Source organism: Nannocystis pusilla (assembly GCF_026626665.1).
GTDB classification, from domain to species: Bacteria; Myxococcota_A; Polyangia; order Nannocystales; family Nannocystaceae; genus Nannocystis; species Nannocystis pusilla.
On sequence record NZ_JAPNKE010000002.1, the window covers coordinates 8,474,412 to 8,499,564 of the forward strand.

Annotated in this window: 20 protein-coding genes and 4 pseudogenes; 9 read left to right on the forward strand and 15 right to left on the reverse strand. The window is 69.3% G+C overall.

Annotation, left to right across the window (positions count from 1 at the left end; translation table 11 throughout):
- Positions 1-6: 6 nt before the first annotated feature.
- The 3 genes from OV079_RS37425 to OV079_RS37435 all read left to right on the forward strand — a co-directional run bounded on the left by OV079_RS37425 (position 7) and on the right by OV079_RS37435 (position 3,679).
- The gene (locus OV079_RS37425; protein ID WP_267774394.1) at positions 7-1,002 is read left to right on the forward strand and encodes a cytochrome d ubiquinol oxidase subunit II; all 996 of its coding nucleotides are present in this window, start codon (positions 7-9) and stop codon (positions 1,000-1,002) included.
- 58 nt (positions 1,003-1,060) lie between these two features.
- Positions 1,061-3,193 (forward strand): excinuclease ABC subunit UvrB, encoded by a 2,133-nt coding sequence (uvrB, locus tag OV079_RS37430; protein WP_267774396.1) that lies wholly within the window; start codon positions 1,061-1,063, stop codon positions 3,191-3,193.
- A 102-nt stretch (positions 3,194-3,295) separates the two neighbouring features.
- On the forward strand, positions 3,296-3,679 hold the full coding sequence (locus tag OV079_RS37435) for a helix-turn-helix domain-containing protein (protein WP_267774397.1): 384 nt from the start codon (positions 3,296-3,298) through the stop codon (positions 3,677-3,679).
- Positions 3,680-3,976: 297 nt separating this feature from the next.
- On the opposite strand, the gene OV079_RS37440 is transcribed toward OV079_RS37435, so the two are convergent.
- On the reverse strand, positions 3,977-4,615 hold the full coding sequence (locus OV079_RS37440; RefSeq protein ID WP_267774399.1) for a hypothetical protein: 639 nt from the start codon (positions 4,613-4,615) through the stop codon (positions 3,977-3,979).
- Between the two features lie 170 nt (positions 4,616-4,785).
- On the opposite strand from OV079_RS37440, the gene OV079_RS37445 reads away from it, so the two are divergent.
- Positions 4,786-5,133 carry a hypothetical protein gene (locus OV079_RS37445; protein ID WP_267774401.1) on the forward strand — a complete coding sequence of 116 codons (348 nt, stop codon included), beginning with the start codon at positions 4,786-4,788 and terminating at the stop codon, positions 5,131-5,133.
- An 882-nt stretch (positions 5,134-6,015) separates the two neighbouring features.
- Here OV079_RS37445 and trmB read toward each other — a convergent pair.
- A complete protein-coding gene (trmB, locus tag OV079_RS37450) occupies positions 6,016-6,573 on the reverse strand; it encodes a tRNA (guanine(46)-N(7))-methyltransferase TrmB (RefSeq protein WP_267778744.1) in 558 nt (185 codons plus the stop codon).
- A gap of 133 nt (positions 6,574-6,706) precedes the next feature.
- Positions 6,707-7,363 carry a fructose-6-phosphate aldolase gene (gene fsa / locus OV079_RS37455; protein ID WP_267774402.1) on the reverse strand — a complete coding sequence of 219 codons (657 nt, stop codon included), beginning with the start codon at positions 7,361-7,363 and terminating at the stop codon, positions 6,707-6,709.
- Positions 7,364-7,431: 68 nt separating this feature from the next.
- Here fsa and OV079_RS37460 point away from each other — a divergent pair, with 68 nt between their 5' ends.
- Positions 7,432-8,223, forward strand: coding sequence for a hypothetical protein (locus tag OV079_RS37460; protein WP_267774403.1), 792 nt, complete (start codon positions 7,432-7,434; stop codon positions 8,221-8,223).
- Positions 8,224-8,752: 529 nt separating this feature from the next.
- Here the strand turns inward: OV079_RS37460 and OV079_RS37465 are convergent.
- Positions 8,753-9,085, reverse strand: a complete 333-nt coding sequence (locus OV079_RS37465; protein ID WP_267774404.1) for a hypothetical protein — start codon at positions 9,083-9,085, stop codon at positions 8,753-8,755.
- A gap of 271 nt (positions 9,086-9,356) precedes the next feature.
- Here OV079_RS37465 and OV079_RS59255 point away from each other — a divergent pair.
- Together OV079_RS59255 and OV079_RS37470 are read left to right on the forward strand one after the other, a co-directional pair.
- Positions 9,357-9,725, forward strand: a pseudogene (locus OV079_RS59255) (M17 family peptidase N-terminal domain-containing protein); the annotation flags it as partial.
- 17 nt (positions 9,726-9,742) lie between these two features.
- Positions 9,743-10,828 (forward strand): annotated as a pseudogene (locus tag OV079_RS37470) (leucyl aminopeptidase); the annotation flags it as partial.
- 480 nt (positions 10,829-11,308) lie between these two features.
- Here the strand turns inward: OV079_RS37470 and OV079_RS37475 are convergent.
- Positions 11,309-11,833, reverse strand: coding sequence for a hypothetical protein (locus OV079_RS37475; RefSeq protein ID WP_267774405.1), 525 nt, complete (start codon positions 11,831-11,833; stop codon positions 11,309-11,311).
- A 229-nt stretch (positions 11,834-12,062) separates the two neighbouring features.
- On the opposite strand from OV079_RS37475, the gene OV079_RS37480 reads away from it, so the two are divergent.
- Positions 12,063-12,557, forward strand: a complete 495-nt coding sequence (locus tag OV079_RS37480) for a CarD family transcriptional regulator (protein WP_267706439.1) — start codon at positions 12,063-12,065, stop codon at positions 12,555-12,557.
- A 470-nt stretch (positions 12,558-13,027) separates the two neighbouring features.
- On the opposite strand, the gene OV079_RS37485 is transcribed toward OV079_RS37480, so the two are convergent.
- The 4 genes from OV079_RS37485 to OV079_RS37500 all read right to left on the reverse strand — a co-directional run bounded on the left by OV079_RS37485 (position 13,028) and on the right by OV079_RS37500 (position 19,228).
- The gene (locus OV079_RS37485; protein WP_267774406.1) at positions 13,028-15,211 is read right to left on the reverse strand and encodes a 4Fe-4S binding protein; all 2,184 of its coding nucleotides are present in this window, start codon (positions 15,209-15,211) and stop codon (positions 13,028-13,030) included.
- Positions 15,212-15,234: 23 nt separating this feature from the next.
- Complete coding sequence (locus tag OV079_RS37490) at positions 15,235-16,704, reverse strand: hypothetical protein (protein ID WP_267774407.1); 1,470 nt, start codon at positions 16,702-16,704, stop codon at positions 15,235-15,237.
- A 34-nt stretch (positions 16,705-16,738) separates the two neighbouring features.
- Positions 16,739-17,353: a hypothetical protein gene (locus tag OV079_RS37495; RefSeq protein ID WP_267774408.1), complete on the reverse strand. Its 615-nt coding sequence runs from the start codon at positions 17,351-17,353 to the stop codon at positions 16,739-16,741.
- A 129-nt stretch (positions 17,354-17,482) separates the two neighbouring features.
- Positions 17,483-19,228 (reverse strand): hypothetical protein, encoded by a 1,746-nt coding sequence (locus tag OV079_RS37500; RefSeq protein WP_267774409.1) that lies wholly within the window; start codon positions 19,226-19,228, stop codon positions 17,483-17,485.
- 32 nt (positions 19,229-19,260) lie between these two features.
- On the opposite strand from OV079_RS37500, the gene OV079_RS37505 reads away from it, so the two are divergent.
- The gene (locus OV079_RS37505) at positions 19,261-19,755 is read left to right on the forward strand and encodes a hypothetical protein (RefSeq protein WP_267774410.1); all 495 of its coding nucleotides are present in this window, start codon (positions 19,261-19,263) and stop codon (positions 19,753-19,755) included.
- Between the two features lie 221 nt (positions 19,756-19,976).
- On the opposite strand, the pseudogene gyrB reads toward OV079_RS37505, so the two are convergent.
- The 6 genes and pseudogenes from gyrB to OV079_RS37535 all read right to left on the reverse strand — a co-directional run bounded on the left by gyrB (position 19,977) and on the right by OV079_RS37535 (position 25,115).
- Positions 19,977-22,450, reverse strand: a pseudogene (gyrB, locus tag OV079_RS37510) (DNA topoisomerase (ATP-hydrolyzing) subunit B).
- A gap of 106 nt (positions 22,451-22,556) precedes the next feature.
- On the reverse strand, positions 22,557-22,766 hold the full coding sequence (locus OV079_RS37515) for a hypothetical protein (RefSeq protein ID WP_267774411.1): 210 nt from the start codon (positions 22,764-22,766) through the stop codon (positions 22,557-22,559).
- Positions 22,767-22,890: 124 nt separating this feature from the next.
- Positions 22,891-23,721: pseudogene (gene recF / locus OV079_RS59260) on the reverse strand (DNA replication/repair protein RecF); the annotation flags it as partial.
- A gap of 42 nt (positions 23,722-23,763) precedes the next feature.
- Complete coding sequence (locus tag OV079_RS59265; protein WP_420829446.1) at positions 23,764-23,937, reverse strand: hypothetical protein; 174 nt, start codon at positions 23,935-23,937, stop codon at positions 23,764-23,766.
- A gap of 75 nt (positions 23,938-24,012) precedes the next feature.
- On the reverse strand, positions 24,013-24,879 hold the full coding sequence (gene dnaN, locus OV079_RS37530) for a DNA polymerase III subunit beta (RefSeq protein WP_267774414.1): 867 nt from the start codon (positions 24,877-24,879) through the stop codon (positions 24,013-24,015).
- On the reverse strand, positions 24,846-25,115 hold the full coding sequence (locus OV079_RS37535) for a hypothetical protein (protein WP_267774415.1): 270 nt from the start codon (positions 25,113-25,115) through the stop codon (positions 24,846-24,848). Before OV079_RS37535 ends, dnaN begins: the two co-directional genes overlap by 34 nt.
- Positions 25,116-25,153 lie beyond the last annotated feature (38 nt).

The window sequence follows — 25,153 nt, forward strand, 5'->3', positions numbered from 1 at the left end:
GGTCGCATGACCCCCGAGCTGATGATCGCCGGCGTCATGCTCGTCGCCCTCGTGCTCTACACCCTCACCGGCGGCGCCGACTTCGGCGGCGGCGTGTGGCAGCTGCTGGCGTCCGGTCCGCGCAAGGCCGCCCAGCGGCGGCTCGTCGATGATTCTATTAAACCGATCTGGGAGGCCAACCATGTGTGGCTGATCCTCCTGATCGTCCTCCTCTTCGTCGGCTTCCCCACCGCCTTCGCCGCCGTCTGTACCGCCCTGCACCTCCCGCTCGCGCTGATGTTGGTCGGCATCGTCCTGCGCGGCTCGGCCTTCGTGTTCGCTCACTACGACCCGCTCCACGGCCGCGGGGCCCTGCGCTGGGGCGGCGTGTTCGCGGTCGCCAGCCTGCTCACCCCGATCACTCTCGGCGTCGTCCTCGGCGCGCTCGGCACCGGCTTCGACGTCGACCCCGTGACCGGCCTCGTCGACACCGACTTCCTGTCCGAGTGGCTCGCCCCGTATCCGCTCGCCGTCGGCCTGTTCACCCTGGCGCTGTTCGCCTTCCTCGCCGCCGTCTACCTCGTCCGCGAGGCCGGCGATCCCGACCTGCGCGCCGACTTCCGCGCCCGCGCGCTCGGCTCGGCGGTCGTCGTCGGCGTCACCGCGCTGGTGGCCTATCTCGTCGCGCCGCCCGTGATCCGACATGACCTTTCGGCCAGCCCGTGGGCCACCCCGCTGCACCTCGCCACCGGCCTCGCCGCCGTCGTCGCGATCTACGCCCTGGGGACCCGCCGCGACCGCCTCGCGCGCGCGAGCGCCATGGCGCAGGTGACGCTGATCGTCGTCGGCTGGGCCGTCGCGCAGTACCCCTACCTCGCCTATCCCGGCTACACCATCGCCGGCACGGCCGCCCCGGCCTCGGTGTTGACGCCGATCCTCGTCGCCCTCGCCATCGGCGGCCTGGTGCTGTTCCCCTCGCTGGCCTACCTGTTCGTCGTGTTCAAGCGCCGTCCTTCCGCGTGAGCTTCGTACGACCCGCGCGGACTCGCCCCGCCCGACGCCGCTGCTAATCTTCGCCGCGATGGCCCGCAGCCGCGCCCGCAGTAAAGAACAAGTCCCCGTCAACGAGCCCGGCATCGAGTGGGACCTCGCCAGCGCGGTCAAGCCGACGATCGCCGCCGACCGGCCGTTCCGCCTCGTCACCCAGTTCGAGCCCGCGGGAGGCCAGCCCGACGCGATCAAGCAGCTCGTCGAGGGCGTCCAGCGCGGCGACAAATACCAGCACCTGCTCGGCATCACCGGCTCGGGCAAGACCTTCACGATCGCCAACGTCATCGCCCAGGTCCAGCGGCCGACGCTGATCCTCGCCCACAACAAGACGCTCGCGGCCCAGCTGTACGGCGAGTTCAAGGCGCTGTTCCCCGACAACGCCGTCGAGTACTTCGTCTCGTACTACGACTACTACCAGCCCGAGGCCTACCTGCCGTCGACCGACACGTTCATCGAGAAGGACTCGATGATCAACGAGCAGATCGATCGCCTGCGCCACGCGGCCACCTACTCGCTGCTCAGCCGGCGCGACGTCATCATCATCGCCAGCGTCTCCTGCATCTACGGCATCGGCGCGGCCGAGGCCTACTACGGCATGGTCGCCACCGTCTCGGTCGGCGAGAGCCTCGACCGCGACCAGCTGCTGCGGCGCCTGATCGAGATGCAGTACGAGCGCAACGACATCGACTTCCACCGCGGCACCTTCCGCGTGCGCGGCGACGTCGTCGAGGTGTTCCCCGCCTACGAGGACGAGAAGGCGATCCGCATCGAGTTCTTCGGCGACGAGGTCGAGGCGATCCGCGAGGTCGACGCCCTCCGCGGGGCGGTGCGCGGGACCATGCAGCGGGTCACGATCTTCCCCGCCAGCCACTACGTCACCCCGGCCTCGCAGCTGCGCAAGGCCATCAACGGCATCAAGCTCGAGCTGCACGACCGCCTCGTCGAGCTGAAGGAGAAGATCCGCCTGGTCGAGGCCCAGCGGCTAGAGCAGCGCACCATGTTCGACCTCGAGATGCTCGAGGAGATGGGCTTCTGCTCCGGCATCGAGAACTACTCGCGCCACCTCACCATGCGCAAGCCCGGCGAGCCGCCGCCGACGCTCATCGACTACTTCGCGCCCGACTTCATGATGGTCATCGACGAGTCGCACCAGACGATCCCGCAGATCGGGGCGATGTACAACGGCGACCGCAGCCGCAAGACCACGCTGGTCGAGCACGGCTTCCGCCTGCCCTCCGCGCTCGACAACCGCCCGCTCAAGTTCGACGAGTGGGAGAGCCGGGTCCACCAGGCCATCTTCATGAGCGCGACCCCGGCCGAGTACGAGCTGCGCAAGACCGAGGGCGTCGTGGTCGAGCAGATCATCCGCCCGACGGGTCTTCTGGACCCGGAGATCCAGGTGCGCCCGATCGCCGGCCAGGTCGACGAGCTGCTGGCGGAGATCCGGATCCGGATCGCCAAGAACGAGCGCGTCCTCGTCACCACGCTGACGAAGCGCATGGCCGAGGACCTCACCGAGTACTACAGCGACCTCGGCATCCGCGTCCGCTACCTCCACTCCGACGTCGAGACGCTCGAGCGCGTGGAGATCCTCCGCGGCCTGCGGCGCGGCGAGTTCGACGTGCTAGTCGGCATCAACCTCCTGCGCGAGGGCCTCGACCTGCCCGAGGTCAGCCTTGTCGCCATCCTCGACGCCGACAAGGAGGGCTTCCTCCGCGAGTACAAGAGCCTGATCCAGACCTGCGGTCGCGCGGCCCGCAACCTCCACGGCACGGTCATCATGTTCGCCGACCGCATGACCGACAGCATGCGCGCGTGCATCGAGGAGACCAGCCGCCGCCGCGAGGTCCAGGCCGCCTACAACAAGGAGCACGGGATCGTCCCGCGCAGCACCCACGCGGCCATCAACCCGCTCGAGGCCGAGGCCAAGCCCGACACGGCGCCGTCGCGCGGCAAGCAGGCCAAGGCGCCCGTCAACGAGCTGCCGGTGGGCCTCGGCCCGCTGACCGACGGCGAGCTGCTGCCGAGCGAGCTCGACTCGCGGATCGGCGAGCTCAAGGCGCAGATGGTCGAGCTCGCCAAGGCCCTCCGCTACGAGGAGGCCGCACGGATCCGCGACCGCATCCGCGTGCTCGAGGCGCGCCGCCTCGAGTTCGCGAGCTGACTCTGTCCTCCTCTTCGGGAAGACATGATCAAAGAGACCACGACCTCGCGCGGGAAACGCTACGGTCGCCGTGCTCCGGCGGCGCTCGCTGCTGCCTTTAAAATGTCTGAAGAGACCTACGACATCGCGCGCGAGCAGTACGAGCGCCACTACATGGCGGCGCTGGCCCAGCGGATCCGGGCAATCTGCGAGGAGCGCGGGCTGACCCAGCAGTCGGTCGCGCGCGCGGCCGGCATCGCGTCCGACATGGTCTCGCGGCTCGAGAACGGGCACTACACCAGCCCTGGCCTGCGCACGCTGCTGCGGATCGCCGACGGCATGGGCGTGCCGCTGGCCCTGCTCCTGCCGGACCTGCCCGGGCCCACTGCATCCCCGGAGAGCACGCTGCTCGCCCTGCTCAACTCGGTCGCGCAGCGGGCCCAGCCTCACGAGCTCGAGCTGCTGCTCGACCTCGCCAAGGTCGTCATCGGCCGCGACCGTCCCTGAAGGCCCGGAGCACCGGCCTGTGAGCCCGAGCCGCTACGAACTCGCCAAGGTCGTCCTCGGCCGCGACCGCCTGTGCTGCGCCGACCACACCAAGGTCGCCCTCGGCTGCGACCATGAGGCTGGAACCTTCACTGCGGCGCTTCGATACATGTCCGGAAGGACTCAAGCGCGGAGCGAATCGCCGGATGTCTCTTCAGACATGTTCTCGAGTTCGATCGGTTGGCAGCCCCGTAAAACGCGAACGAGGACGGCGCGCACCGTGCCGGTGCTGCGGCGTCCTCGCGGGGCGGGAGGCGTTCAGAACTTGAAGCTGACGCCGTTCGCCGTGAAGCTCGGGCGGAAGGCCGTCTTGGCGCGGGTCGGGTCCCAGTTCTCCCAGCGCTTGTAGCGGGCGCGGTAGGTCAGGCCGACGATGAGGAGGACCGCGCCGAGCAGGGCCGCGGCGCCGGTGGCGGGGACCGCGAACGTGTTGTGCTGGCGGTTCTTGCAGGCGAAGGAGTTCTCGATCTGCTCCTCCGGACAGCGCGTGAGGAAGTACGACGTGATGACGCCGACGAGGCCCGCGCCGAGCAGGACGCCGCCGGAGATCATCAGTCCGGTGCCCTTGGCTTCGAACTTGCCGTTGCCGAGCGTCGGCTCGGGCGGGCGCTCGGGGCCCTCGGGGACGACCGTCTCCGGGGTCTCGGGCGGCGGCTCCTCGGCCTTCGGCTCCTCCTTCGGCTCCTCGACGGGCACTTCGTCGGGCGGCGCGTCGCTCGTCGGGACCTCGTCGGGCGGCGCGTCGCTCGGCACCGAGTCGGCGGGCGGGGGCGCGTCGGCCGGACTGGCGGGCTGAGCCGCGGGTGCGGCGGCGGGGGCCGCGGGGGCCGCGAGGCCGGGCACCGGCACCATGGCCACGGCGAGGACGGTTGCGACGAACGATCGGGAGCGGAGCATGGCCGTCATTGGGGAAGGGCCGGACAGGCTAGCACCGGCGCTGTGGCTGAGTATTGTACGGTTCGTCCGCGCTTCACAAGCCCCAAGCGCCTGCGAGATCGGACCCTTGTGGGACCTCCACAGCCGCCGCAGCGCAAAATCCGCCACGATCCCGGGGGGATCTTATGCCGATGCTCGCCGATCTCGATGACCCACCACGCTCACGCACGCGGGACCTGCTGCTCGGTGCCCTCGTCGGCCTGCCCATCGTCGGCCTGATCGCGTGGTTCCTGCTGCCCGGCCTGGCCGGGATGATCCAGGGCAACGCCGTCAGCTACGACCAGCGCCTGCGGGCCGAGGACGCGTACATGCAAACCCTCTGCGCGCAGGCCATGGTCCTCCCCCGCGACGAGGAGCTGTGCGAGTGCGTGCTCGCCATCGAGGTCCCCTCCTCGACTGCCGCGACCCCTTCCTCGCGTGGAGCCTCGCGCGCCATCATACGACCTGCGCCGACGTCGCCACCCGCCGCGCCTCGCTGACCTTCTGCTCGTGCGTCGACGCCGTCCAGGAGCGCGTCGACAAGGCGGCCGACCCCCAGGCCGCCCGCATCGAGGCCCAGCGGGTCGGCAAGTGCCTCGAGCTGCCCGACGCCTTCCCGCTGCCCGAGATCGAGACGCTCATGCCTGGCGCTTGAGACAGCCCGGCCGGGCTCGCTCGGCGGTACCGTCCCGCGAGCTTGCGGGCGCGTCAGGTTGCGCGGGGGGGCGGTGAGTCCCGCGGACGCAGGCGGGAGCGAAGGCCGTGCGGCGCGATGCACGGCGCCGACCTGTCTTTGCACGCCGGCGGCTCGCACGCCGACATTCCGAGGAGACGGCCTCGCCGCGCCCGAGGGATACGTCCTGCGACCGCGCACGGCGGCCTGGTTGAGCAGCCTCTTCGGAGCGCGAGGTCTCACGCTCACGTGCGGAGTTTCGTCGATGACCCGTCGCCCGAGCGCCACGTGACCCGTCGAAAGTCTGCGGCGACGCTGCTGCGCGGTGACCCGAGAGCGGCTGTGCTCCCCGGAGCTCGGAGCTCGCGTCGGCTTGGGCGTCGAACCCTGCCGAGCTCGGCACGCCCGCGAGCGACCCCTCTCGCGGCCTTCGTGAAGTGCGGCGGCGACCCCTCGCCCTGCCTCGCCGATTTCCTCGCGTCCCTCGTCAAGTACGGCGGCGACCTCTCGCTCAGCCCTGCCTCGTCGCAGCGCCTCACCGGTTTCCCTCGCGGCCCCTGCCTCGTCGCAGCCGCCTCGCCGGTTCCTCGCGGCCCTCGTCAAGTGCGGCGGGCGACCTCTCGCCCGGCCGGCCTCGTCGTCGCCGCCTCGCCGGCGTCAAACGGCGCCGCGAGACACGTCCTTCAGGACATGTCCCTTCAAACCTGCCTTAAATCACCTGTCGCAATCGACATGTCGCTTCGGACATAGCGCACCCGCCACACCCGCTGCTGGCGGCGCAGCGTCGTCTGCTCGCGGCGGCTCGCCTCGGCGAACGGGTTGCCGCGCCAGAAGCTCCACGGGCCCGCCAGGTTGACGAGCCCCACGCCCGCCAGCTCGGGTCTTCCACCGTCGCCATGATCTCGAGCGCCACGTCGAACACGTCGCTGGCCACGTGCAGCTCCCCGCCCGGGCGCAGCTGCGCCGCCAGCGACGCCACCAGCGCCGGCTCGATGACGCGGCGCTTCTGGTGGCTCTTCTTCACCCACGGGTCGGGGAACAGCAGGTGGAAGCGGTCGACGCTGGCAGGTTCGAACACGCGGTCGATGTCGACGTTGAGGTTGACGTAGCCGAACAGCAGGTTGGCGAGGCCCTCGTCGGCCGCGCGCACGCGGTTGCGGGCCAGGCAGGGCTCGCGGATGTCGAGCCCGACCATCAGCGCCTCGGGGCGCGCCGCGGCGCGGGCGAAGCTGAACTCGGCGTCGGCGCAGCCGAGCTCGACCTCGATCGGGCAGTCGGCCGCGAGGCCTGGCGGGCGCGCGACCGGCTCGCGCGCGCTCGCATGAAGTGCGCGCTCAGCGGGTTGACGTGCTGGCGGATCTTCCGCATCCCCTCACCCGCATGTCCTTACGGACAGGTGCTCAGCTCTTCTTCGCCGCCGGGATCTTGGCCGCGTCGGCGAGGAAGCGGGCCAGGCCCACGTCGGTCAGCGGGTGCTTGATCAGCTGGTGGATGACCTTGAACGGCAAGGTCGCCACGTGCGCGCCGATCCGGATCGTCTCGAGCACGTGGAGCGGCGAGCGCACCGACGCGACCAGGACCTCGGTCTTGTAGCCGTAGTTGGCGTACGCCTCGACGATCTGGGCCACCAGCTCCATGCCCTCGTGGCCGACGTCGTCGAGCCGGCCGACGAACGGGGAGATGTACGTCGCCCCCGCCTTGGCCGCCAGCACCGCCTGGATCGGCGAGAAGCACAGCGTCACGTTGGTCTTGATGCCCTCGCCGGTGAGCGTCTTGACTGCGCGCAGGCCGTCCTCGATGAGCGGCACCTTGACGACGATGTTGGGCGCGATCGCGGCGAGGTCGTGGGCCTCGTCCATGATCTCCTTGTACGTCGTCGCCAGCACCTCGCCGCTGACCGGGCCGTCGACGATGCTGCAGATCTCCTGCAACACCGACCGCATGTCGCGCCCGGTCGCCGCCACGAGGGACGGGTTGGTCGTCACGCCGTCGAGGAGGCCCATGGCCGCCGCCTCCCGGATCTCCTTCACGTCCGCCGTATCGATGAAGAGCTTCACGGGCGCCCCATAGCACACAGCGGGGCGCGCTTGTATATGCCGCGCGTCCGCACTAGCCTCCGGCCGCCATGCCCCGCCTCGGTGTGATCCTTCAGGACGAGCACGCTCTCCGCGCCGCGCGTCCCGCCCGGCCCGACCCCTCCGATGAGGCCGGCGACGAGGCCGGCGACCCGGTCGAGCTCGTCGTGCTGCGCTCGACGCTGTTGAACCCGCCGCGCGCCGCGGCCGCGCGGGCGCTCGCGGAGCAGGTCCGCAGCGTCCATCCGAACGCCGTGGTGGTGCCGTACGTGTGGCACCTCGTCAGCCACGCGGCGAGCGACGGCCTGCGCGAGACCGGCACGCGCACGCTGCCCGGCGAGGCGCGTCGCTTCGGCCACCTGCAGGACACGCCCGAGGTCCAGAGCGCCTGGGACGCGAGCCTGCGCTGCGCCAAGGAGATGGGCGCCGACACGGTCGTTTTGCGCACGCCGCCGAGCTTCACGCCCGGCACGGTGAACCAGGCCCGGCTGGCCGCGTTCGCCGAGGCGCGCGCCGCCGAGGGTCTGCACGTGGTGTGGGAGCTCGACGGGCTGTGGGAGCCGGCCGCCACGCTCGCGCTGGCGCGCAAGCTGTCCATCGACACGTTGGTGCCCGCCTTCGAGGGCACCGGCCGACCGGTCCAGCAGACCTACGAGCACCGGTGGCTGCGCATCGACGCCGCGGGCGCGACCGAACGCCTGCGCGGCGCGCTCGCCGAGAGTCTGGTGTTCGCGCTGGCCAACGCCGACGCCCTGGAGGACACCACCATCCTCTTCAGCGGCGCACGCGCTCACGCCAACCTGCGCAGTTTTGCGCGCGCGCTGGACGCGGCCGAGCTGTAGGCGCTCTCGCGCGCCCGGCTTCTCCGGGCACGGTGCGCGCTCACGGCGCTCGCACGTGGGCCGCTTCGACGCGGCCCCGATCGCCCACCAACCTGCGCGCAGGCCGCTCGACGCAGTTTCTCGCGCTCCTCCGTCCTTCTAGCCGCGCGTAGGCCGCTGGAGTGCGGGCCCGCCTCGCTATCGAGGCCTTGTGACCTCTGGGCCGTTCGGCCTCGCGCCCGCAGCGCTCTCCTGTCTTCAGCTTCACGCATCGGCCGCCGGGCGCAGCTCGGACGGCTCGGTTACCGCGCTTGAGGCGCGAGAGCGCGGCATGGGGCTGCGCCGGGCGCGACGCGAGAACGCGGCATGGGGCTGCGCCGGGCGCGACGCGAGAACGCGGCATGGGCTGCGCCGGGCGCGACGGGAGAGCGCGGCTCGTTGGCGGGCGCTCGCCGATCGCGCGCATCGACCCAATGAAAATCGCCGCGACCTGGGCAGGTTCGCGGCGATTTTCGTGCGAATCGGGGCTCGGTCGGCCCCGAGAGGCAGCTTACGCGGCGGCAGAGCGCTTGCTGGCCTTCTTGCCCGCCTTCTTCGCGGTCTTCTTCGCACCGGCCTTGGCGGCCTTCTTACCGGCCTTCTTGGCAGCCTTCTTACCGGTCTTCTTGGCGGCCTTCTTCGCCCCGGTCTTCTTGGCGGCCTTCTTGCCCGCCTTCTTGGCGGCCTTCTTGCCGGTCTTCTTGGCGGCGCCGGCCTTCGCGGCCTTCTTCGCGCCCGCCTTCTTGGCGGCCTTCTTGCCCGCCTTCTTCTTGGCGGTCTTGCGCTTCGAGGCCTTCTTGCCCTCCTCGGGCGCAGCGTTCGTGTTGGTATCGTCGGTGAGCATCGTGTGGTCCCTCCTTCAGGGGCTACGTACTCAAAACGCTACATATAAAGAGCATGTAGTGTCAACGCCAATTAACATCTTTTTACTCAATTATAGGAAGGTGAACGATCTTGTAACACCTTAGGGGTCCAGGTGTTCGTTTCGCTAGAAATTTTGCGTGCATTCGCGCGACTGGCGTGGTTTTTGCGACTTACTCCGTGAGTCCCCTCCGTTTCCCGGCCGACCCCCGATCGGCTTGCGGCGGACGCGGCGGTGGGGGACAACAGCCGACATGCTCAGCATCGAGTGGACTTCTCAGGAGGCGGCCGGCACGGGCCATCATCTGCTCGCGGTGGCGGTCGCCAGCAGCGACACGGGTCCGGCGATCGAACGCCGTTTCGGTGCTCCGCTGGCGCGCGCGGCCCATGCGGCGCGGTTCCGCGGTGAACCGGGGGAGAAGTTCTCGTTCCTGCGCGAGCACCAGGGCGAACCACAGCAGGTGCTGCTCCTCGGCACCGGCGCGAGCGCGCCCTCGGCCGGGGCAGTGCGCACGCTGGCCTTCGACGCGGTGCGTGCGGGTTCGGCCGCGGGCGTCGCCGAGGTCGTCCTCGATCTGCGCGCCCTCGGAGCGACGAGCGAGCCGGTCCACTTCGGCGAGCTCGTGGCGCAGGGCCTCCGCTCGGCACCTACCGCTACGACCGCTACCTCAGCGAGGCCAAGCGCAAGCCCTCGACCGTGCAGCGCGTGCGCGTGCTCGGCGAGACCGCGGCCGGCGAAGGCACGTCGCGCGGCCAGATCGTCGCGGCCAGCGTGGCGCGGGCGCGTGACCTGGTCAATGGGCCAGCCAACCTCGTGACCCCGAGCTACCTCGCCGAGGTGGCCCGAGAGATCGCCGACGACCTCGCCGATCGCGGCGTGCGGCTCACCGTCCTCGAGCGCGAGGACTGCGAGAAGCTCGGCATGGGCTGCTACCTCGCGGTCGCCCGCGGCAGCGCCCAGCGGCCCAAGTTCATCCACTTGCAGTACACGCCGAAGGGCACCGCCAAGGGCCGCGTGTGCCTGGTGGGCAAGGGCGTCACGTTCGACTCGGGCGGCCTGTCGCTCAAACCGAGCGACGCGATGATGGACATGAAGATGGACATGGGCGGCGCGGCGGCGGTGCTGGGCGCGCTCGAGGCCGCGGCCAAGCTCGGCGTGCCGTGGGAGGTCCACGCGATCGTCCCGGCGACCGAGAACATGATCGGCGGCGACGCCTACCGCCTCGGCGACGTGCTCACGGCCAGCAACGGCAAGACCGTGGAGATCAACAACACCGACGCGGAGGGCCGCCTGACGCTGGCCGACGCGCTGGTCTACGCCGGCAAGCTGCAGCCGACCTACATGTTCGACTTCGCGACGCTGACCGGCGCCTGCATCGTCGCCCTCGGGCCCCGCTGCGCCGGCGTGATGTCCCGCGACGACGAGCTGACGAACCTCTTCACCAGCGCGAGCGAGCGCGTCGGCGAGGAGATGTGGCGCCTGCCGCTGCCCGAGGCGCTCAAGGAGCAGCTCAAGAGCCCGATCGCCGACATGCGCAACACCGGCGAACGCTACGGCGGCGCCATCACGGCCGGCCTGTTCCTCACGGAATTCACGGCCGGCCAGCGGTGGGTCCACGTCGACATCGCCGGCCCGGCGATGGTCCGCAAGCCGTTCGGCGTGTGCGACGAGGGCGGCTCCGGCTTCGCGGTGGCGACGATCCTCGAGTTCCTCGCGCGCGCCTGAGCTCGGCTGTCTCTCGGGACAGCCTTTTCAATAAAAGAGAGCCCCGGGTTTCGGCGCGCGAACTGTCCCTGCGGGCAGTTCGTGCGCCGGCGCCTTCCCCGACGAACGCGGAGCGACCTGCGCTTTCGGACAGGCGGCCCATCGCCTCGTCCGGGCCGAGTCGAGCACGCGCCTCTGCGCTGTCTCCGTTGGAGCGCTTGACGGTCCGCTCGCTGCCGTGCGAACGGCGAGGAATTTGCCGAAGGGTTCACTCCTGGCCGTGCTGCCGGACGGCCCGCTGCTTCGGTCGTGGACCTGTCTCGGGCGACCTGCTCCTTGAGCAGGCTCTCGCTCGTGGCGGCGGTGTGCCCGCGCCGGCGCACTCTGTCTCGGGCGACATGCTCCTTCGAGCAGGCTGAGGCCTCGCCCGTGGTCGGCGGTGCGCCCGCGCCAGCGCACCGCCTGTCTCGGGCGACAGGTTCCTTCGGACAGCCTCGTCCGCTAGTTGAGGTACTTGACCTCGGTGATGAGGCCGTTCTCGACCGCGATCTCGACCTCGCTGGAGGTGCCGTCGCAGGCGAGGTTGCTGGCGACCCAGCGACCGACGCGCGGCCCGCTGGTGCAGCGGATGAAGGTGTGGAAGCGGACGTTGCGCTCGGGCGTCTTGCTCTCCTGCGTGTCGGCCGGGGCGCCCCAGGCCATCAGCGCGGTGAACTCCTTGTAGCCCGCCTTGACCTCGCCGCGCTGGGCCGCCTCGCGCTCCTCGGGCGACAGCTCCATCCACTTCGTCCACAGGCCCTTCTGCTCGAGGAACGGCTTGCGCTCGGTCTCCTTGAGCTTGAGGAACTTGGCTTTGTCCTCGGCGGAAGGCAGCGTGTAATACAATTGGCGGTCGGGCGGGGGCAATCGATCCGGGGTCATCGCGCACGCCAGCGGGCCGAGGAACGCGAGGCCGAGGAGGAGCCGGGCCGCGGCCCGCTGAAAACGCGGGCGCAGAGAGCGGCGCGAGGAGGTGCGCGGTGACATGGGGCGCATCATAGGAGAGCGGCGTTCGGGTTCAAGAATGCAGCGATCGATGGGACGGAGGCCGGCACACTCCGTGGATTTACTCACGCGTCCAGCGAGGTCAGCCTGGCCAAATGGCCAGGACACCCGTTTTTGGCTTCGTGCTCCAGTCCAAGGTTGACAAAACTGCGCTTTTTTGCCATCGTTTCGCGGCTTTTGGGCTGGGAAGGGCCGTCTTTGAAGGCGCTCCATGAGCGAGTTCAACATCGGTGACAAGGTCGTCTACCCCGCCCACGGAGTCGCGGAGGTCACTGGCGTCGATCGGCGAGAAATCGCCGGCTCCGTCATGGAATTCTACGTCCTCCGCGTGCTCGAGAACGACATGAAGGTCATGGTCCCGAAGAAGAACGCAGGCTCGGTAGGCCTGCGTCCGATCGTGGACGACGTGCAGGTCCAGGAGGTCTACGAGGTCCTCTCCCGCCGCGGCGAGAAGATCTCGACGGCCACCTGGAACCGGCGCTACCGCGAGTACATGGAGAAGATCAAGACCGGGTCGCTCCTCGAGATCGCCAGCGTCCTGCGCGACCTCTGCATCCTCCGCGCCGACAAGGACCTGTCCTTCGGCGAGAAGAAGATGCTCGACACGGCCAGGACGTTGCTCGTGCAAGAGCTCGCCCTCGCCAAGGGCGTCCAGGGCGCCGACGTCGTGCGCGAGCTCGACGAGATGTTCCCCGCCCACGCCTGAGCACCGCCCTGATCGAGGCACGCGGGGGCGCATGTCCGTCGAGCGCGGCTCGTGAGACGCGCGCGGCGTCCTCGGCGGGGGACGAGTCCCCGCCTCGCTTCGACATGTCCCGCGGGGCATGTCTCCGGCGAGCGCACGTTCGGCGGCCCCGACGGGGGGCGGGCCCGTCTCGCTTCACCATGTCCCGCAGGACGTGTCTCTGACGAGCGCACGTCCCGCGGACCCGCGCGTGGCTCGAAGGGAACGGTCTTCACCGACATGTCCCGCAGGACATGTATCTGGCGAGCGCACGACCGGCGGGCTCGAGCGCGGCTCGAAGGGAAGGTCTTCGCACCGACTTGTCCCGCAGGACGTGTCTCTGGCGAGCGCACGTCCGGCGGACTCGAGCGCGCCCCGGCGGGGGAGCGGACCCCGTCCCGCTTCGAGATGTCCCGCAGGACATGTCGAGCACTAGCGGGTCGCGACCAGCCTCACAGGTCGGCGGTGCGCATGAACATCGGCTGGGCCAGCAGCCACAGGCTGAGCAGGCTCATGAGGATCATGCCGACCATCATCACCAGGTGGACGCGCAGCGCGGCCCGGCGGTCATCGGCGTAGAGGCGGTTCGACTCGCGCTGCGCGACGTAGATGCCGTAGATGTGGCCGATGACGATGAGCGCGACCTGGACGTACCAGATCGTCTCCGGCGACCACAACGCGGTCAGCGGCGCGCGGGCGGTGCCGAAGAAGTCGTGACCCCAGCCGAGCGGGTCGCTGACCAGGCGCCGCAGCTTCGACCACTCCCAGAACACGTGCACGGCGTTGTGGGCCAGGTGATAGAAGAGCGCGATCGGCAGCAGCGTGTAGCTGAACTTGACGAACAGCTTGCGCGTGGTGATGTCGCGGCGGCCGCTGGCCAGGCGCATCAGCCAGCACAGCGCGGCGTAGATGGCCGCGGGGCCGAGGATGCAGGCCAGCATCATCACCGTGAAGGTCATCGTGCCGCCGTGGCTGCCGCCGAAGCCGAGCACGTCGGCGCCGAGCAGCGCGGTCTGGCCCTCGATGATCGCGGTCCGCAGCGCGTTCTCCCACTCCATCCACAGCGGGATCATGGCCGCGCCGTGGAAGGCGCTGACGATGAAGATCAGCAGCGCCATGTAGGCCTCGTCCGAGCGCGAGCGATGGGCGTGCAGCACGTCCTCGCCGCTCGGCCGCAGGTTCAAGGCGATGTTGTCGTGCGGGCAGCTCTTCACGCACTCGGTGCAGAGCGTGCAGTACTGGTTCTCGTTCATCGCCCCCATGAACTCGTGCGTGGGGCAGGGATAGCCGCGCGGGCTGCCGCGGTAGCAGTCCTTGGTGCGGCAGTGGCGGCAGACGTCGTTGTCGCGGCGGCGCAGCTCGATCATCCCCATCATCGCGTACTGACCCGAGACGCGGCCGACGTAGCAGACGTAGCGGCACATCGCCTTGCGCTCGTACACGACCAGGAGCACCCAGCTCAGCAGGATCATGAAGATGCCGAGCACCGACGTCAGCCACGGGCGGTTGGCCGCGTCGAACACGATCTCGAGCCAGGTGATGAAGGCGAACAGCACGATCGCCGGCCACATCCACAGTTTGAAGCGCGGGTACTTCTTCGCCAGCGAGGCGACCGGGCGCACCTTGGTGAAGCTGCGGCGCATGATCCAGTCGGGGATCGCGGTCCACGGGCACATGAAGCACCACAGGTTGCCGAACAGCAGCACCATGAAGATGAGGCCGATCCACCAGATGTTCCAGGTGAGCACCGGCGCGAGGTTGCGGCCCGGCTCCTGCGAGCCGATGAGGCCGATGACGATCACGCCGAGGAACGCGAGCACCACCGGGAGCTGCACGGCCGGCTGGAACCACCGGCTCTTGATCGCCCGCTTCAGCCAGGCGAACTTGGTGAGCTCGAGGTGCCAGTAGTTGCGCGCCCGCTTGTCGCGGCTGCCGTGGCGCTCGAACAGGCTGAACGACAGCAGCAGAATGAGCACGACGCCGGCGAAGAAGGCCTCGTTCGGGATGCCGGGCATCAGGTGGACGTAGGCCTTCTTCTTGACCGTCTTGACGTCGTCGAAGGCCGTGGGGTCGAAGAAGCCGCCGCCGGCGATCTCCTTGCGCTGCTGCGCGGGCAAGCCGACCGACTCGTCCGGCTCGCCCTCCTCGAGCACGAGCGCGCCGGTGCCGGTGCGCTTGCGCCCGAAGGCGTCGGTGGACTCGCCGGGCTTGCGCGGCGGGGTGATGTCTTCGACCGGCGGAGGCGGCGGCGCGCGTGAAGGCGTGATGTCTTCGACCGGCGGCTTCGGCGGCGTGATGTCCTCTACCGGCGGCTTCGGCGGCGCGCGTGAAGGCGTGATGTCTTCGACCGGCGGCTTCGGCGGCGTGATGTCCTCCACTGGCGGCTTCGGCGGTGTCGGGGCGTCGGCCTCAAGAGGCCGCGGCGGCGTGATGTCTTCGATCGGCGGCTGCGGCGGGGCCTGCAAAGCGGTGTGGACGAGGACGACGGCGTGGGCGGTGTCGCGGGCCTCGACGCGGTCGCTGACGATCCAGAACAGGCCGACCACCGCGAGCGACGACGCGAACCAGCGGGCGAAGCGACCGCCCCGGAGCAGCGCCAGCGGATCTTCGTCGCCGCCCTCGAGGCGCGGTTGCAAGATCGGGAGACGCCGCCGCTGCATCACGAGCCTCCGAGCTCGGCGATGAGCAACATGTTGGGCGCACGCACCCACGTGCGTGGGTCGGTCGCCACGAATGTCCCTTCGGTCAGGTCGACCACCTCCGTGGCCGTGACTGCGCAGCTGTCGAGCTCCGCGACGTCGAGCGTGGCCCACAGGACCTGCCCGCGGCCCTCGGCGAACGGCGGGTTGCTGACGGGGCCGGCGCCGATCGCCAGGTGCGTGCGCGTGCTGTCGAGCGTGAGCGCGAACGGGGCGTTCTCGGCGCCCTCGATCGCGTCGATGCCGCTGACCTGGCCGCACACCGTCGGCGACGCGCCGCCGCGGACGATCAACACCCCCGGCGCGGGCGTCTCGCTGGCGAGCAGCCACATCGCCGGCTGACCGCCGCCCGCCGGGCGCAACAGCACCGGCTCGCGCACGACGCGGACGGTGTCGAGCTCGGGCGGGAGCTCGTCGCCGGGAGCACCGGCGATGCCGCAGTTGCCGTTGATGCTCCACAGCTTGGGAGGCTCGAGGATCTGCGACTGCACGGCGAGCAGACCGCCGGCGCCGTCGGGCGCGACGAACTGCGTGGTGACGGTGCCGCTCGCCAGCGGGGTGCTGCAGGCGCTCATGCCGGCGGCGGCGTCGGCCGGGGCGAGGCCGGCGAAGTCGCCCGGCAAGCTGACGACGGCGACCGCGTCGTTGCCGTCGCACGCGACCGCGACGCGCGAGACTGCGTCGTCGAGGGCGGCGATCTTCCACCCGCCGTTGCAAGGGGTGGTGTCGAGGTCGAGGCTGAACGCGCCGATCGCCTCGGGCCGCAGGTCGGTCGGACCGACGACGAGGAGCTCGCTGGGTTCGGGCCAGCTGGCGGCGCGGAGGTCGTTGGCGAACACGCCGACGAGGATCTTTCCGCTCGGATGACGCAGCAGGAAGATGGCCTCCTGGCGGCCGAACGGCAGGTCGAGCACGCCGGCCGAGAACTTACCTGCCCCGAAGTACTTGTCCTCGGCGAACACCTCGCCCTGCGCGACGTCGGCGAAGGCGGCGTGCGGGAAGGCGAGGAGCGAGCCGCGGTTGGTGTCGGGGTAGTGACCGATCGCCGCCCAGAGGTGGTCGCCGTCGAGCAAGAGGCCGTAGGGCTCGTCGAGCAAGTTGCCCATGACCTGCTCGCCGGAGGCGTCGAACTTGAGGTCGGTGCCGATCCGTCCGCGCAGGAACGGGGTCGCGGTCACGTCGTAGACGTCGATGCGGTCGTCGAGGGTCTGGCTGACGACCAGCACGGTGCAGGGCGGGCTCGCGCACGCGAGGAGTCCGTCCTCGGCGCCCGCGGTCGTCTCGCCGGTGCCGGCGGTCGGATCTTCGGTGCTCGCCGTGTCGGTCGGCTCGATGGGGTTGTCCTCGAGGCAGCCGGGCGACAGCACGAGGCTCGTCGAACAGAGCACGAGGCCGAAGCTGCGGACACGGAGCGCGCGGGACGATGCCATCGCCCGTGACGCTAGCACAGACGAGCGCGGCGGTTCAGCCGTCGCGGCGCCCCAGCGCGACCTTCATGAGCAGCAGCGCCTCGCGGGCGGCGTTGCCGACGAGCTGGCTCTCTTCCGGCTCGCCGCCGACGGCGACGAGGCCGCCGGTGCCCATCTTGAAGTTGGAGTCGAGCTCGCGGCCGCGGAGCTGGTTGAGGAACGCGTCCTGAGCGAGAGCGACGTTGCCGCGGTAGTCGTAGACCTTGATGCGGTTGATCTTGCCCTCGGCGTTGACACCGATCCCGACTTCGAGAGTCAAAATGCCGCCGTCGAGGATCTTCGGCTTCGTCCGCGGATCGATGAAGATGGCGACACCGAGGAAGTTGCCCTGCGCGTCCGAGGCGATGAAGAACTCGGGCAGCTTGTCCTCGGGATAGAGCTCGAACCCGAGCTCGGCCTCGAGCAGCTTCACTTCGCTGTCCGAGTACTGGTAACGCTTGATCCGCCAGCCGTTGGGGTCCGCTTCCGGAAACAACTTCATCAAGTTCCGGTGGGTAATCTCCCAGCTCCCCCACTTCGCCAGGTGCGCCTCGGACTGCTGAGGCGCGAGCGCGAGACAAAAGAGCAGTCCGGTACAAACCTTGGCGACGAAGCGGGTCAGGCGGGTCATGAACGTCCTGCGGGCCTTTGGGAAAGCATCCCCGCGTGATGGCCGGGACGTCAAGGCACCCAGAAAGCTTCAGCGAGCCGAACCGCCGCGCCAGCACCCCTGTGCGCGCTCGCACGGGCGCGCGTGGCGCTAGAAGTCGGCCACGGCCTGCAGGCTGAAAGCGTCGTTGAACACGCGGTTGCTGCGCCCGCCCTCCTCGCGCACGAACATGTATTCGCCCTTGAGGTTGAAGCGCGGCAGCACCGGGAACCGCAGGCCGACGACGTGCGCCTGCAACGCCTCGTCGTAGAGATACCGATCGGCGAAGTCCGAGAGCACGTAGCCGTCCTTGGTGCGGCCCGGGACGGCGCGATCGGGGTCGGCGAAGTCGAAGCGGTATTGCACGATGAGGCCAGGAAGCCTCGTCTTCTTGCGCCGCCACAAGGGCTGCGCGATCTGGGCGTAGCCGCCGAGCATGCGCCGATCGGCGAGCGCCTGCTCGCCGATCATCATGCCCGTGGTCTTGCCGACGCTGTCGACGCCGTACACGACCTCGCCGCGCAGGTGCGGCAAGGGGTAGCGGCTGGCGACGACCTCGTCGAGGTTCAAGTCGAAGTGCGCCCCGACGCGCCAGGTCGGCGCCTGCACGGTGTCGGGATAGCCCTTGCCCATGTACTGCGGCGACGGGAACTGACTCTGCGGGTGCGTGCCCCAGATGTACGAGCCGCCGAAGTTGAGCGCGGGCACCGGACGGATCTGGAGGCGAGCGAGCAGCGACTTGTTGCCGTTGTTGTCGGGCGTGATGCCGAGGACGAAGCCGTCGCCGCGCGGGACCTCGACGTCGCGCAGCTGTCGCTCGCACGGCGGCACCGCCTGGCCGACCGGCTGATAGCGGTAAAGCGCGTCCATCGTGCGGGTCTGCGTGCACGCGTCGCCGTTGACGACGCCGAGGTCGATCTCGATCGGGCGGATCGGGCGAGCCCCGCCGAAGGTCGGCTTCCACTTGATGGTGACGCCCATGTCGATCCACGAGCCGGGATAGACGCGACCGACGCTCATCGCCAGCGGCCGCGTGACCCACCAGCGCACCGGCGCGTCGTGCTCCTCGTCCTCGAGGCCGAACGGGACGATGAAGACGCCGCCCGAAATTCTGAAACCCTCGGCGAACCACCGCGGCCCCTTCTTGGCCCACGCGAACGGGTTCACCTCGAGCACCGCGGCCTCCATGAGCACGATCGGGGCGTAGTTCGGGGTGACGTCGGGGGCGACGGGGCTGGCGCGGGGGATCGAGATGAACTCGAAGGCGATCCGGGCGTAGACGACGTCGCTGTAGATCGGGGCGCCGACGTAGAGGTTGGCCGCGCCGCCGCCGAAGTACGGCAAGGTCTTGAGCTGCGGGAAGGTGCCGGTCTCAGGGTCGCGCGCGCTGAGGTCGGTGCGCTGGGCGACGGTGAAGTTGAAGCCGAGGTAGCCGCGGACTTGAATGCCGCCGCTGCCGCCCGGGCCGGTGTCGTCGAGCTTGCCGGGGTCGAAGAAACCGACGCCGCCGCCGCTGACCGGCTTGCGATCCTTGGGGCCGAACAGGGCCGAAAGGCCAGGTTTCTTGGCCGGCGGAGCGGAGCGCGACGGGAGGTCCTCGACCTCCGGCATCGGCGGGGCCTTGCTCGGGCCCTCGACGGGCGCGGGCGCAGCGGTCGTGACGTCGCCGCCGAAGAAGCCACCGCTCGTAGGCTTGCTGGGCTCGGTCGTGTCGCCACCGCTCGTCGGCTCGGTGGGTGTCGCGGTGCCGGTGCCGGACGGTTCGCTTGCGAGCGGGACGTCCTCCGGCAAGCGAGCGCTGGAGGCGGTCTCCGGTGGCGCCGGCGCGAGCCAGAGAGCGAGGACGGGCGCGAGCATGAGCCGGCCGGACTCTACCGCAAGGTCCACGCATGTGGTACGCCGGTAACGTGCCGAGGCGCATCCTGCTCACGTTCATCGCGGCCGTGGCCTGCAGCAGCGAGGGCGGCAAGTCTGCCCAACCGGCGCCGTCTTCCGTCGTGCAGCCCTACGTGACGATCCAGGAGACGCTGGCGGCGGACCGTCTCGACAAGCTGTCCGAGCTGTCCGCCCAGGTGGTGGTGGCGGCCGAACCGCTGCAGGCCGAAGCCGGCATCCCCGAGGTCGTGGCCGGCGCCGGGCGCGTGGCGGCCCAGGACATCGACACGGCCCGCGCAGGCTTCGAGAAGATGAGCATGGGCCTCATCTCCTATTCAAAGACCCACAGCGACCAGCGCGCCGGCTACGAGGTGGTCTTCTGCCCGATGGCCTTCAATAACAAGGGCGCCTACTGGGTGCAGAAGACGGGCGAAATCATCAACCCGTACCACGGGATGATGATGCTCCACTGCGGCGACAAGGTCGCGTGGGACAAGGCGCCGGGCTGACGTGATGTGTCCCTCGGGACATGCTGAGAACGTCTTGAAAATGCAGTCTTGAGCGAGGGCGTACACCCGACAAGGCCGATCAGCCCGCTGCCGCGCGAACGCTACGAGCGGCTGCGGACGCTCGCTCCGGATCATGAAACGCTGAAGGACATGTCCTTACGGGCATGTCCTTCACTGCACCTGCGAACATGTCCGAAGGGGCATGCCGCTCAGAGAGAACCTCAGATGTCGAGGTTGCGCGCGTTGAGGGCGTTCTGCGTAATAAACTCGCGGCGGGGCTCGACGTTGTCGCCCATGAGCACGGCGAACACGTTGTCGGCCTCGAGGTTGTTGCCGACGCTGACCTTGAGGAGGGCGCGGCGGCTCTTGTCCATCGTCGTCTCCCACAGCTGCTCGGGGTTCATCTCGCCGAGGCCCTTGTAGCGCTGGATCTGCAGGCCGCTGCGGCCGAGCTCGCCGATGTGGTGGACGATGTCGAGCAGGCGCTTGGGGCTGGCCACGACCTCGCCCTTGCGGCGCAGGGCCAGGTCGCCGGTGCCGTAGTCGACCAGCTGGCGGCGGATCTTGAGCAGCTCGGTGAGCTGGTAGCCGCCGAGCAGCTCGACGTTGACGAGCTCGTCGTGGCGCACGCCGTCGACGAGGATCTGCACGCGGAGCTGCTTGCGCGCGGGGTCGACGGGGTCGTCCTCGGGGTTGGTCTCGATGGCCGGGTTGTTCTCGATCTTGTCCTTCAGGCCAGTCACCAGCGCGGCGCCGAGGGCACGGACGGCGGCCTCGTCGGTGAATCTGGCGGCGAGGTTCGGGTCGGCCTCGAGCTGCTCGACCAGGAACTCGACCACCTGCGACCGGTGCTCGCGCGCGAGCGACTCGACCAGCTGCTTGTAGCGCGCGCCCTGGCGGGCGATCGCGGCGAACACCTCGCCCGAGACGGCGTGGCTGCCGATGACGAGCTCGAGGTCGCCGACGGCGTTGTTGATGATGAACTCGTCGAGCGCGGCCTCGTTCTTCAGGTAGGTCTCGACCTTGCCGGCCTTGACCTTGTAGAGCGGCGGCTGGGCGATGTAGAGGTGCTCGCGCTCGATGATCTCGGGGAAGTGGCGGTAGAAGAACGTCAGCAGCAGCGTGCGGATGTGCGAGCCGTCGACGTCGGCGTCCGTCATGATGACGATGGTGTGGTACCGCAGCTTGTTGATGTCGTAGCTGTCGGGGCCGATGCCGGTGCCGAGCGCGGTGATGAGGGTGATGATCTCCTGGCTGGAGAGCATCTTGTCGACGCGCGCCTTCTCGACGTTGAGGATCTTGCCGCGCAAGGGGAGGATCGCCTGGGTCCGACGATCGCGGCCCTGCTTGGCGGAGCCACCGGCGCTGTCACCCTCGACGATGAAGATTTCGGCGTGCTCCGGGGCCTTCTCCTGGCAGTCGGCCAGCTTGCCCGGCAGTGACAGGCCGTCGAGGATGCCCTTGCGGGTGATGGTCTCGCGGGCCTTGCGGGCCGCCGCGCGGGCGCGGGCGGCGAGGATCGCCCGCTCGACCACGAGCTTGGCCGAGCGCGGGTTCTCCTCGAGGTACTTGCCGAGCTCCTCGTTGACGACGGTGGAGACCAGGCTGGTGACCTCGCCGGAGACCAGCTTGTCCTTGATCTGCGAGCTGAACTTCGGGTCAGGGTGGCGGATCGAGACGATGGCGACGAGGCCCTCGCGCACCTCCTCGCCGGCGAGGTTCGTCTTGTGCGCCTTGAGCTGGCCGCTGCTGTCGGCGTAGGCGTTGACGACCTTCGTCAGCGCGGTGCGGAAGCCGGTGAGGTGGGTGCCGCCGTCGCGGTTGGCGATGTTGTTGGTGAAGCAGAGGATCGTCTCCTGGTAGGCGTCGGTCCACTGCATCGCCACCTGGACGCCGAGCGTCTTCTGCTCGCCCTCGTACTCGAACTCGATGTCGCGGCTGAACGAGATGAGGTCGCCGACGACTTCCTTGTGCTGCGCGAGCAGCTTGACGAAGCTCGGGATCCCGCCCTCACCGTCGAACACCTTCTCGCGGCCGCTCCGGAGGTCGCGCAGGTGCATCCGCACGCCCTGGTTGAGGAAGCTGAGCTCGCGGAAGCGGTTGGACAGGACCTCGAAGTCGATCTCCGTGGTGCTGAAGATCAGCGGGTCGGGGTGGAAGTGGACCCGGGTGCCGCGTCGCTCGGTGCGGCCCCCGCCTCGACCGGCGTCACCGCGTCGCCGCGCTCGAAGCGGACGTTGTGGACCTTGTTGTCGCGCCAGATCTCGAGCTTCAGCCAGTCGGACAGGGCGTTGACGACCGAGACGCCGACGCCGTGCAGACCGCCCGAGACCTTGTAGTTGTTGTTGTTGAACTTGCCGCCGGCGTGCAGGACCGTGAGGATCACGATCGCCGCGTCCATCACCTTGCCGCCGACCTCCATCGCGCCGACCGGGATCCCGCGCCCGTCGTCGTCGACCGAGACGGAGTTGTCGGGGTGGATCGTGACCTCGATGTTCTTGCACCAACCGGCGAGGGCCTCGTCGATCGAGTTGTCGACGACCTCGAAGACCATCTTGTGGAGGCCGGAGCCGTCGCTGGTGTCGCCGATGTACATGCCGGGCCGCTTGCGTACGGCCTCGAGACCCTCGAGCACGGAGATCGAGTCGGCGTTGTAATCGTCGGCGGGAGCTTGCGTCTTGTCGACTTCTGACATGGGGATTCCCAGGGCGCGGGCGACGGCCCTGCGGCTGAAAACAGCGCCCGGATCCTACCACCCGAAGGTCGCGCGTGCCACGCCCAAACAGGCGTTTTTCCCGGTTTTAGGCCGGTTTCGGGCCGCTGTCGCCGCCGAGTTTGATGTGACCCTTGTCGACTTCGATGTAACGGCAATCGCCGCCCGCCGGCAGGCCGATGAAGTGCGGGGCGGTGGTCGTGAGGACACACTGGCCAGCCTCGCGCAAAAGCGCCTCGAACAGCTGCGCAGAGCGCTGTGGGTCGAGTTCGCTCGAGACGTCGTCGAGCAGCAGCACCGGGGCTTCGCCGGCTCGCGCACGGGCGTCCTGCAGCTCGGCGATCTTGAAGGCGAGGATGAGCGCGCGCTTGACCCTGCGAGGCGAAGGCACCCGCGTCCTGGCCGTCGAGCCGGACGTCGAAGTCGTCGCGGTGCGGGCCGACGGTGGTGGTGCCGCGCACGAGGTCGTGCCGCCGCGCACCGCGCAATGCCTCGGCGAGGCGCATCTGCGGGTCACCCGGCTCGGCCCCGGCCTCGCTGGCGAGCTTGCTGACGTACTCCAGGGTGACGCCGAGGTGCCGGCCGTGGATCTGGGCGAAGGCCTCGGCAAAGGCGCTGCGGAGGTCGGCGAGCAGCCGCTCCCGACGGACCTGGATGCGGGCCCCTGCGGCGGCCAGGCCGGCGTCGTAGGCGTCGAGGAGGCTGTCCTGCTGGCCGCGCGCGATGCCGGCGTCCTCGCCGCGGAGGACGCGGTTCCGCGAGCGCAGGAGCTTGTCGTAGTCGGCGATGTCGGCGATGTGCGCGCGATCGCGCGCGAATAGCGCTCGGTCGAGAAACTGGCGCCGGCCGGTGGGCGAGCCGCGCAAGACGCCGAGGTCCTCGGGAGTGAAGAGAATGGCGCGCAGGCGGCCGTAGAAGTCGGGGCCCGAGCGCACTGTCTTGCCGTCGGCGATGGCGAGGCGCCGGGTCTGGCGCGCGGTGCGGGTCAGGTGGACGGCGAGCTTGGTGCCGAGGCCGAGCTGCCGGTCGTGTCCGCTGACCTCGACCCGCGCCTCGGCGGCGCCGTGGCGGACGAGCGGGCCGAGGTCGGCCGAACGGAACGACCTCAAGGTGGCGACGAGGTAGAGCGCCTCGAGGATGTTGGTCTTGCCGACCCCGTTGGGGCCATGCAGCACGGTGAAGCGGGCGCCGAAGTCGAGGTCACCGGCGGCGAAGTTGCGGAACTCGCGGAGACTGAGGTGTTGCAGCAGCACGCGCCCGAGAAGCCTCAAGTTCAGTTGGTGAAGGGTACTTGTTCATGCACCTCGGGATGCGAGATGCGTAAATCCCGCCCCAGGCAAGGCGACGTGCAGAACCCACTCGGGAAGAAGTCCGGCAGCAACGAGGCCGATGAGGAAGGCAGCAAAGCCTACCGTCACGTAGTATTTCTTGATATTCTCGCGATGGTTCACAGGGGACTTGGGCGTCACAGCTTGTTCTCCTTGTTGAGCTAAGCGCCTGGGTCGGGCTCCTACCCCCGACCTGGGCGCTGCCAATCTGGCAGGTCAGATCCGCATGGGCATGACGACGCCCAGGAGGTCGACGCCGTCGACCGGGCGGACGACGCAGGGGTCGAGCTCGCCCTGGAAGTCGAGCCAGACCTGCTTGGCGTCGATGGCCTCGAGGACCTCGATCAGGTAGCGGGCGTTGAAGCCGGCGACCAGCGGCTCGCCCTCGAAGTCGATCTCGAGCTCCTGGTGGGCGACGCCGAGGTCGGGGTTGTCGGCGGTCAGGTGCAGGGTGCCCTTGTCGAGCTGGACGCGCACGGTGGCGGTCTTCTCGGGGGCCATGACCTCGGCGCGCTTGAGGGCGTCGACGAGCTCGTCGCGGAGCGCGGTGACGCGGCGCTTGTGGTCGCCCGGGATGACCTTCTCGTAGGGCGGGAAGACGACGTTGTTGAGCTTGACCGAGAGGGTCAGGTCGGCGGCCTGGACGAAGATGTGCTGGCCGTCGACGGCGAGGCCCACCTCGCCCTGGACGCGGTCGAGCACGCGCTTGATCTCCAGCATGCCCTTGCGCGGGATGATGATGCCGCGCTCGAGCTTGGGGCCGGCGAGCGGGAGGCTGTACTTGGTGAGCCGGTGGCCGTCGGTCGACACCATGGTGCCGGTGACGCCGTCACACTCGAACAGGACGCCGTTGAGGTTGACCCGCGCTTCGTCGGTCGACACGCTGAACTGGGTGCGCTGGATCAGGTCCGAGAAGGCGTGGCCCGGGATGGTGATGAACTTCTGACCCTTGGGGTCGGGCAGCTCGGGGAAGTCGGTGTGGACCTGCCCCATGAGCTTGAAGCTGCTGCGCGCCACCGACAGCTCGGCCCAGTGGTTCTCCGCCGACTTCACCCGGATCGGCTTGCTCGGCAGGGTGCGCACGACGTTGTGGAGCGAGCGGACGCCGAGGGTGAGCGCTCCGGGGTCTTCACCTCGACCGGGATGCTCTCGGTGATCGAGATCATCATGTCGGTCGCGCTGCAGACGAGGCGGTTGTCCTTGGTGGTGCGCAGCAGGACGTTCGCCAAGATCGGCATGTTGTTGCTGCGCTTGTCGGCGACGGTCTGCGCGAGCGCGAGTGCGGAGAGGAACCTGGCTTGATCGATCTCGAATTCCATCGAGGCCTCGGGAGGATGTGGGCGGGAGATTTATTAAG

What these genes read in the sequence shown, in the direction of transcription:
- OV079_RS37435 (WP_267774397.1), top strand. Translation starts at nt 3,296, where the DNA reads ATGTCTGAAGAGACCTACGACATCGCGCGCGAGCAGTACGAGCGCCAC.
- OV079_RS37480 (WP_267706439.1), top strand. Translation starts at nt 12,063, where the DNA reads ATGAGCGAGTTCAACATCGGTGACAAGGTCGTCTACCCCGCCCACGGA.
- OV079_RS37465 (WP_267774404.1), bottom strand. Translation starts at nt 9,085, where the DNA reads ATGCTCACCGACGATACCAACACGAACGCTGCGCCCGAGGAGGGCAAG.
- OV079_RS37505 (WP_267774410.1), top strand. Translation starts at nt 19,261, where the DNA reads ATGTGGTACGCCGGTAACGTGCCGAGGCGCATCCTGCTCACGTTCATC.
- OV079_RS37500 (WP_267774409.1), bottom strand. Translation starts at nt 19,228, where the DNA reads ATGCTCGCGCCCGTCCTCGCTCTCTGGCTCGCGCCGGCGCCACCGGAG.
- OV079_RS37490 (WP_267774407.1), bottom strand. Translation starts at nt 16,704, where the DNA reads ATGGCATCGTCCCGCGCGCTCCGTGTCCGCAGCTTCGGCCTCGTGCTC.
- OV079_RS37460 (WP_267774403.1), top strand. Translation starts at nt 7,432, where the DNA reads ATGCCCCGCCTCGGTGTGATCCTTCAGGACGAGCACGCTCTCCGCGCC.
- OV079_RS37535 (WP_267774415.1), bottom strand. Translation starts at nt 25,115, where the DNA reads ATGGAATTCGAGATCGATCAAGCCAGGTTCCTCTCCGCACTCGCGCTC.
- OV079_RS37440 (WP_267774399.1), bottom strand. Translation starts at nt 4,615, where the DNA reads ATGCTCCGCTCCCGATCGTTCGTCGCAACCGTCCTCGCCGTGGCCATG.
- OV079_RS37425 (WP_267774394.1), top strand. Translation starts at nt 7, where the DNA reads ATGACCCCCGAGCTGATGATCGCCGGCGTCATGCTCGTCGCCCTCGTG.
- OV079_RS37475 (WP_267774405.1), bottom strand. Translation starts at nt 11,833, where the DNA reads ATGTCACCGCGCACCTCCTCGCGCCGCTCTCTGCGCCCGCGTTTTCAG.
- OV079_RS37495 (WP_267774408.1), bottom strand. Translation starts at nt 17,353, where the DNA reads ATGACCCGCCTGACCCGCTTCGTCGCCAAGGTTTGTACCGGACTGCTC.
- uvrB (WP_267774396.1), top strand. Translation starts at nt 1,061, where the DNA reads ATGGCCCGCAGCCGCGCCCGCAGTAAAGAACAAGTCCCCGTCAACGAG.
- OV079_RS37445 (WP_267774401.1), top strand. Translation starts at nt 4,786, where the DNA reads ATGCTCGCCGATCTCGATGACCCACCACGCTCACGCACGCGGGACCTG.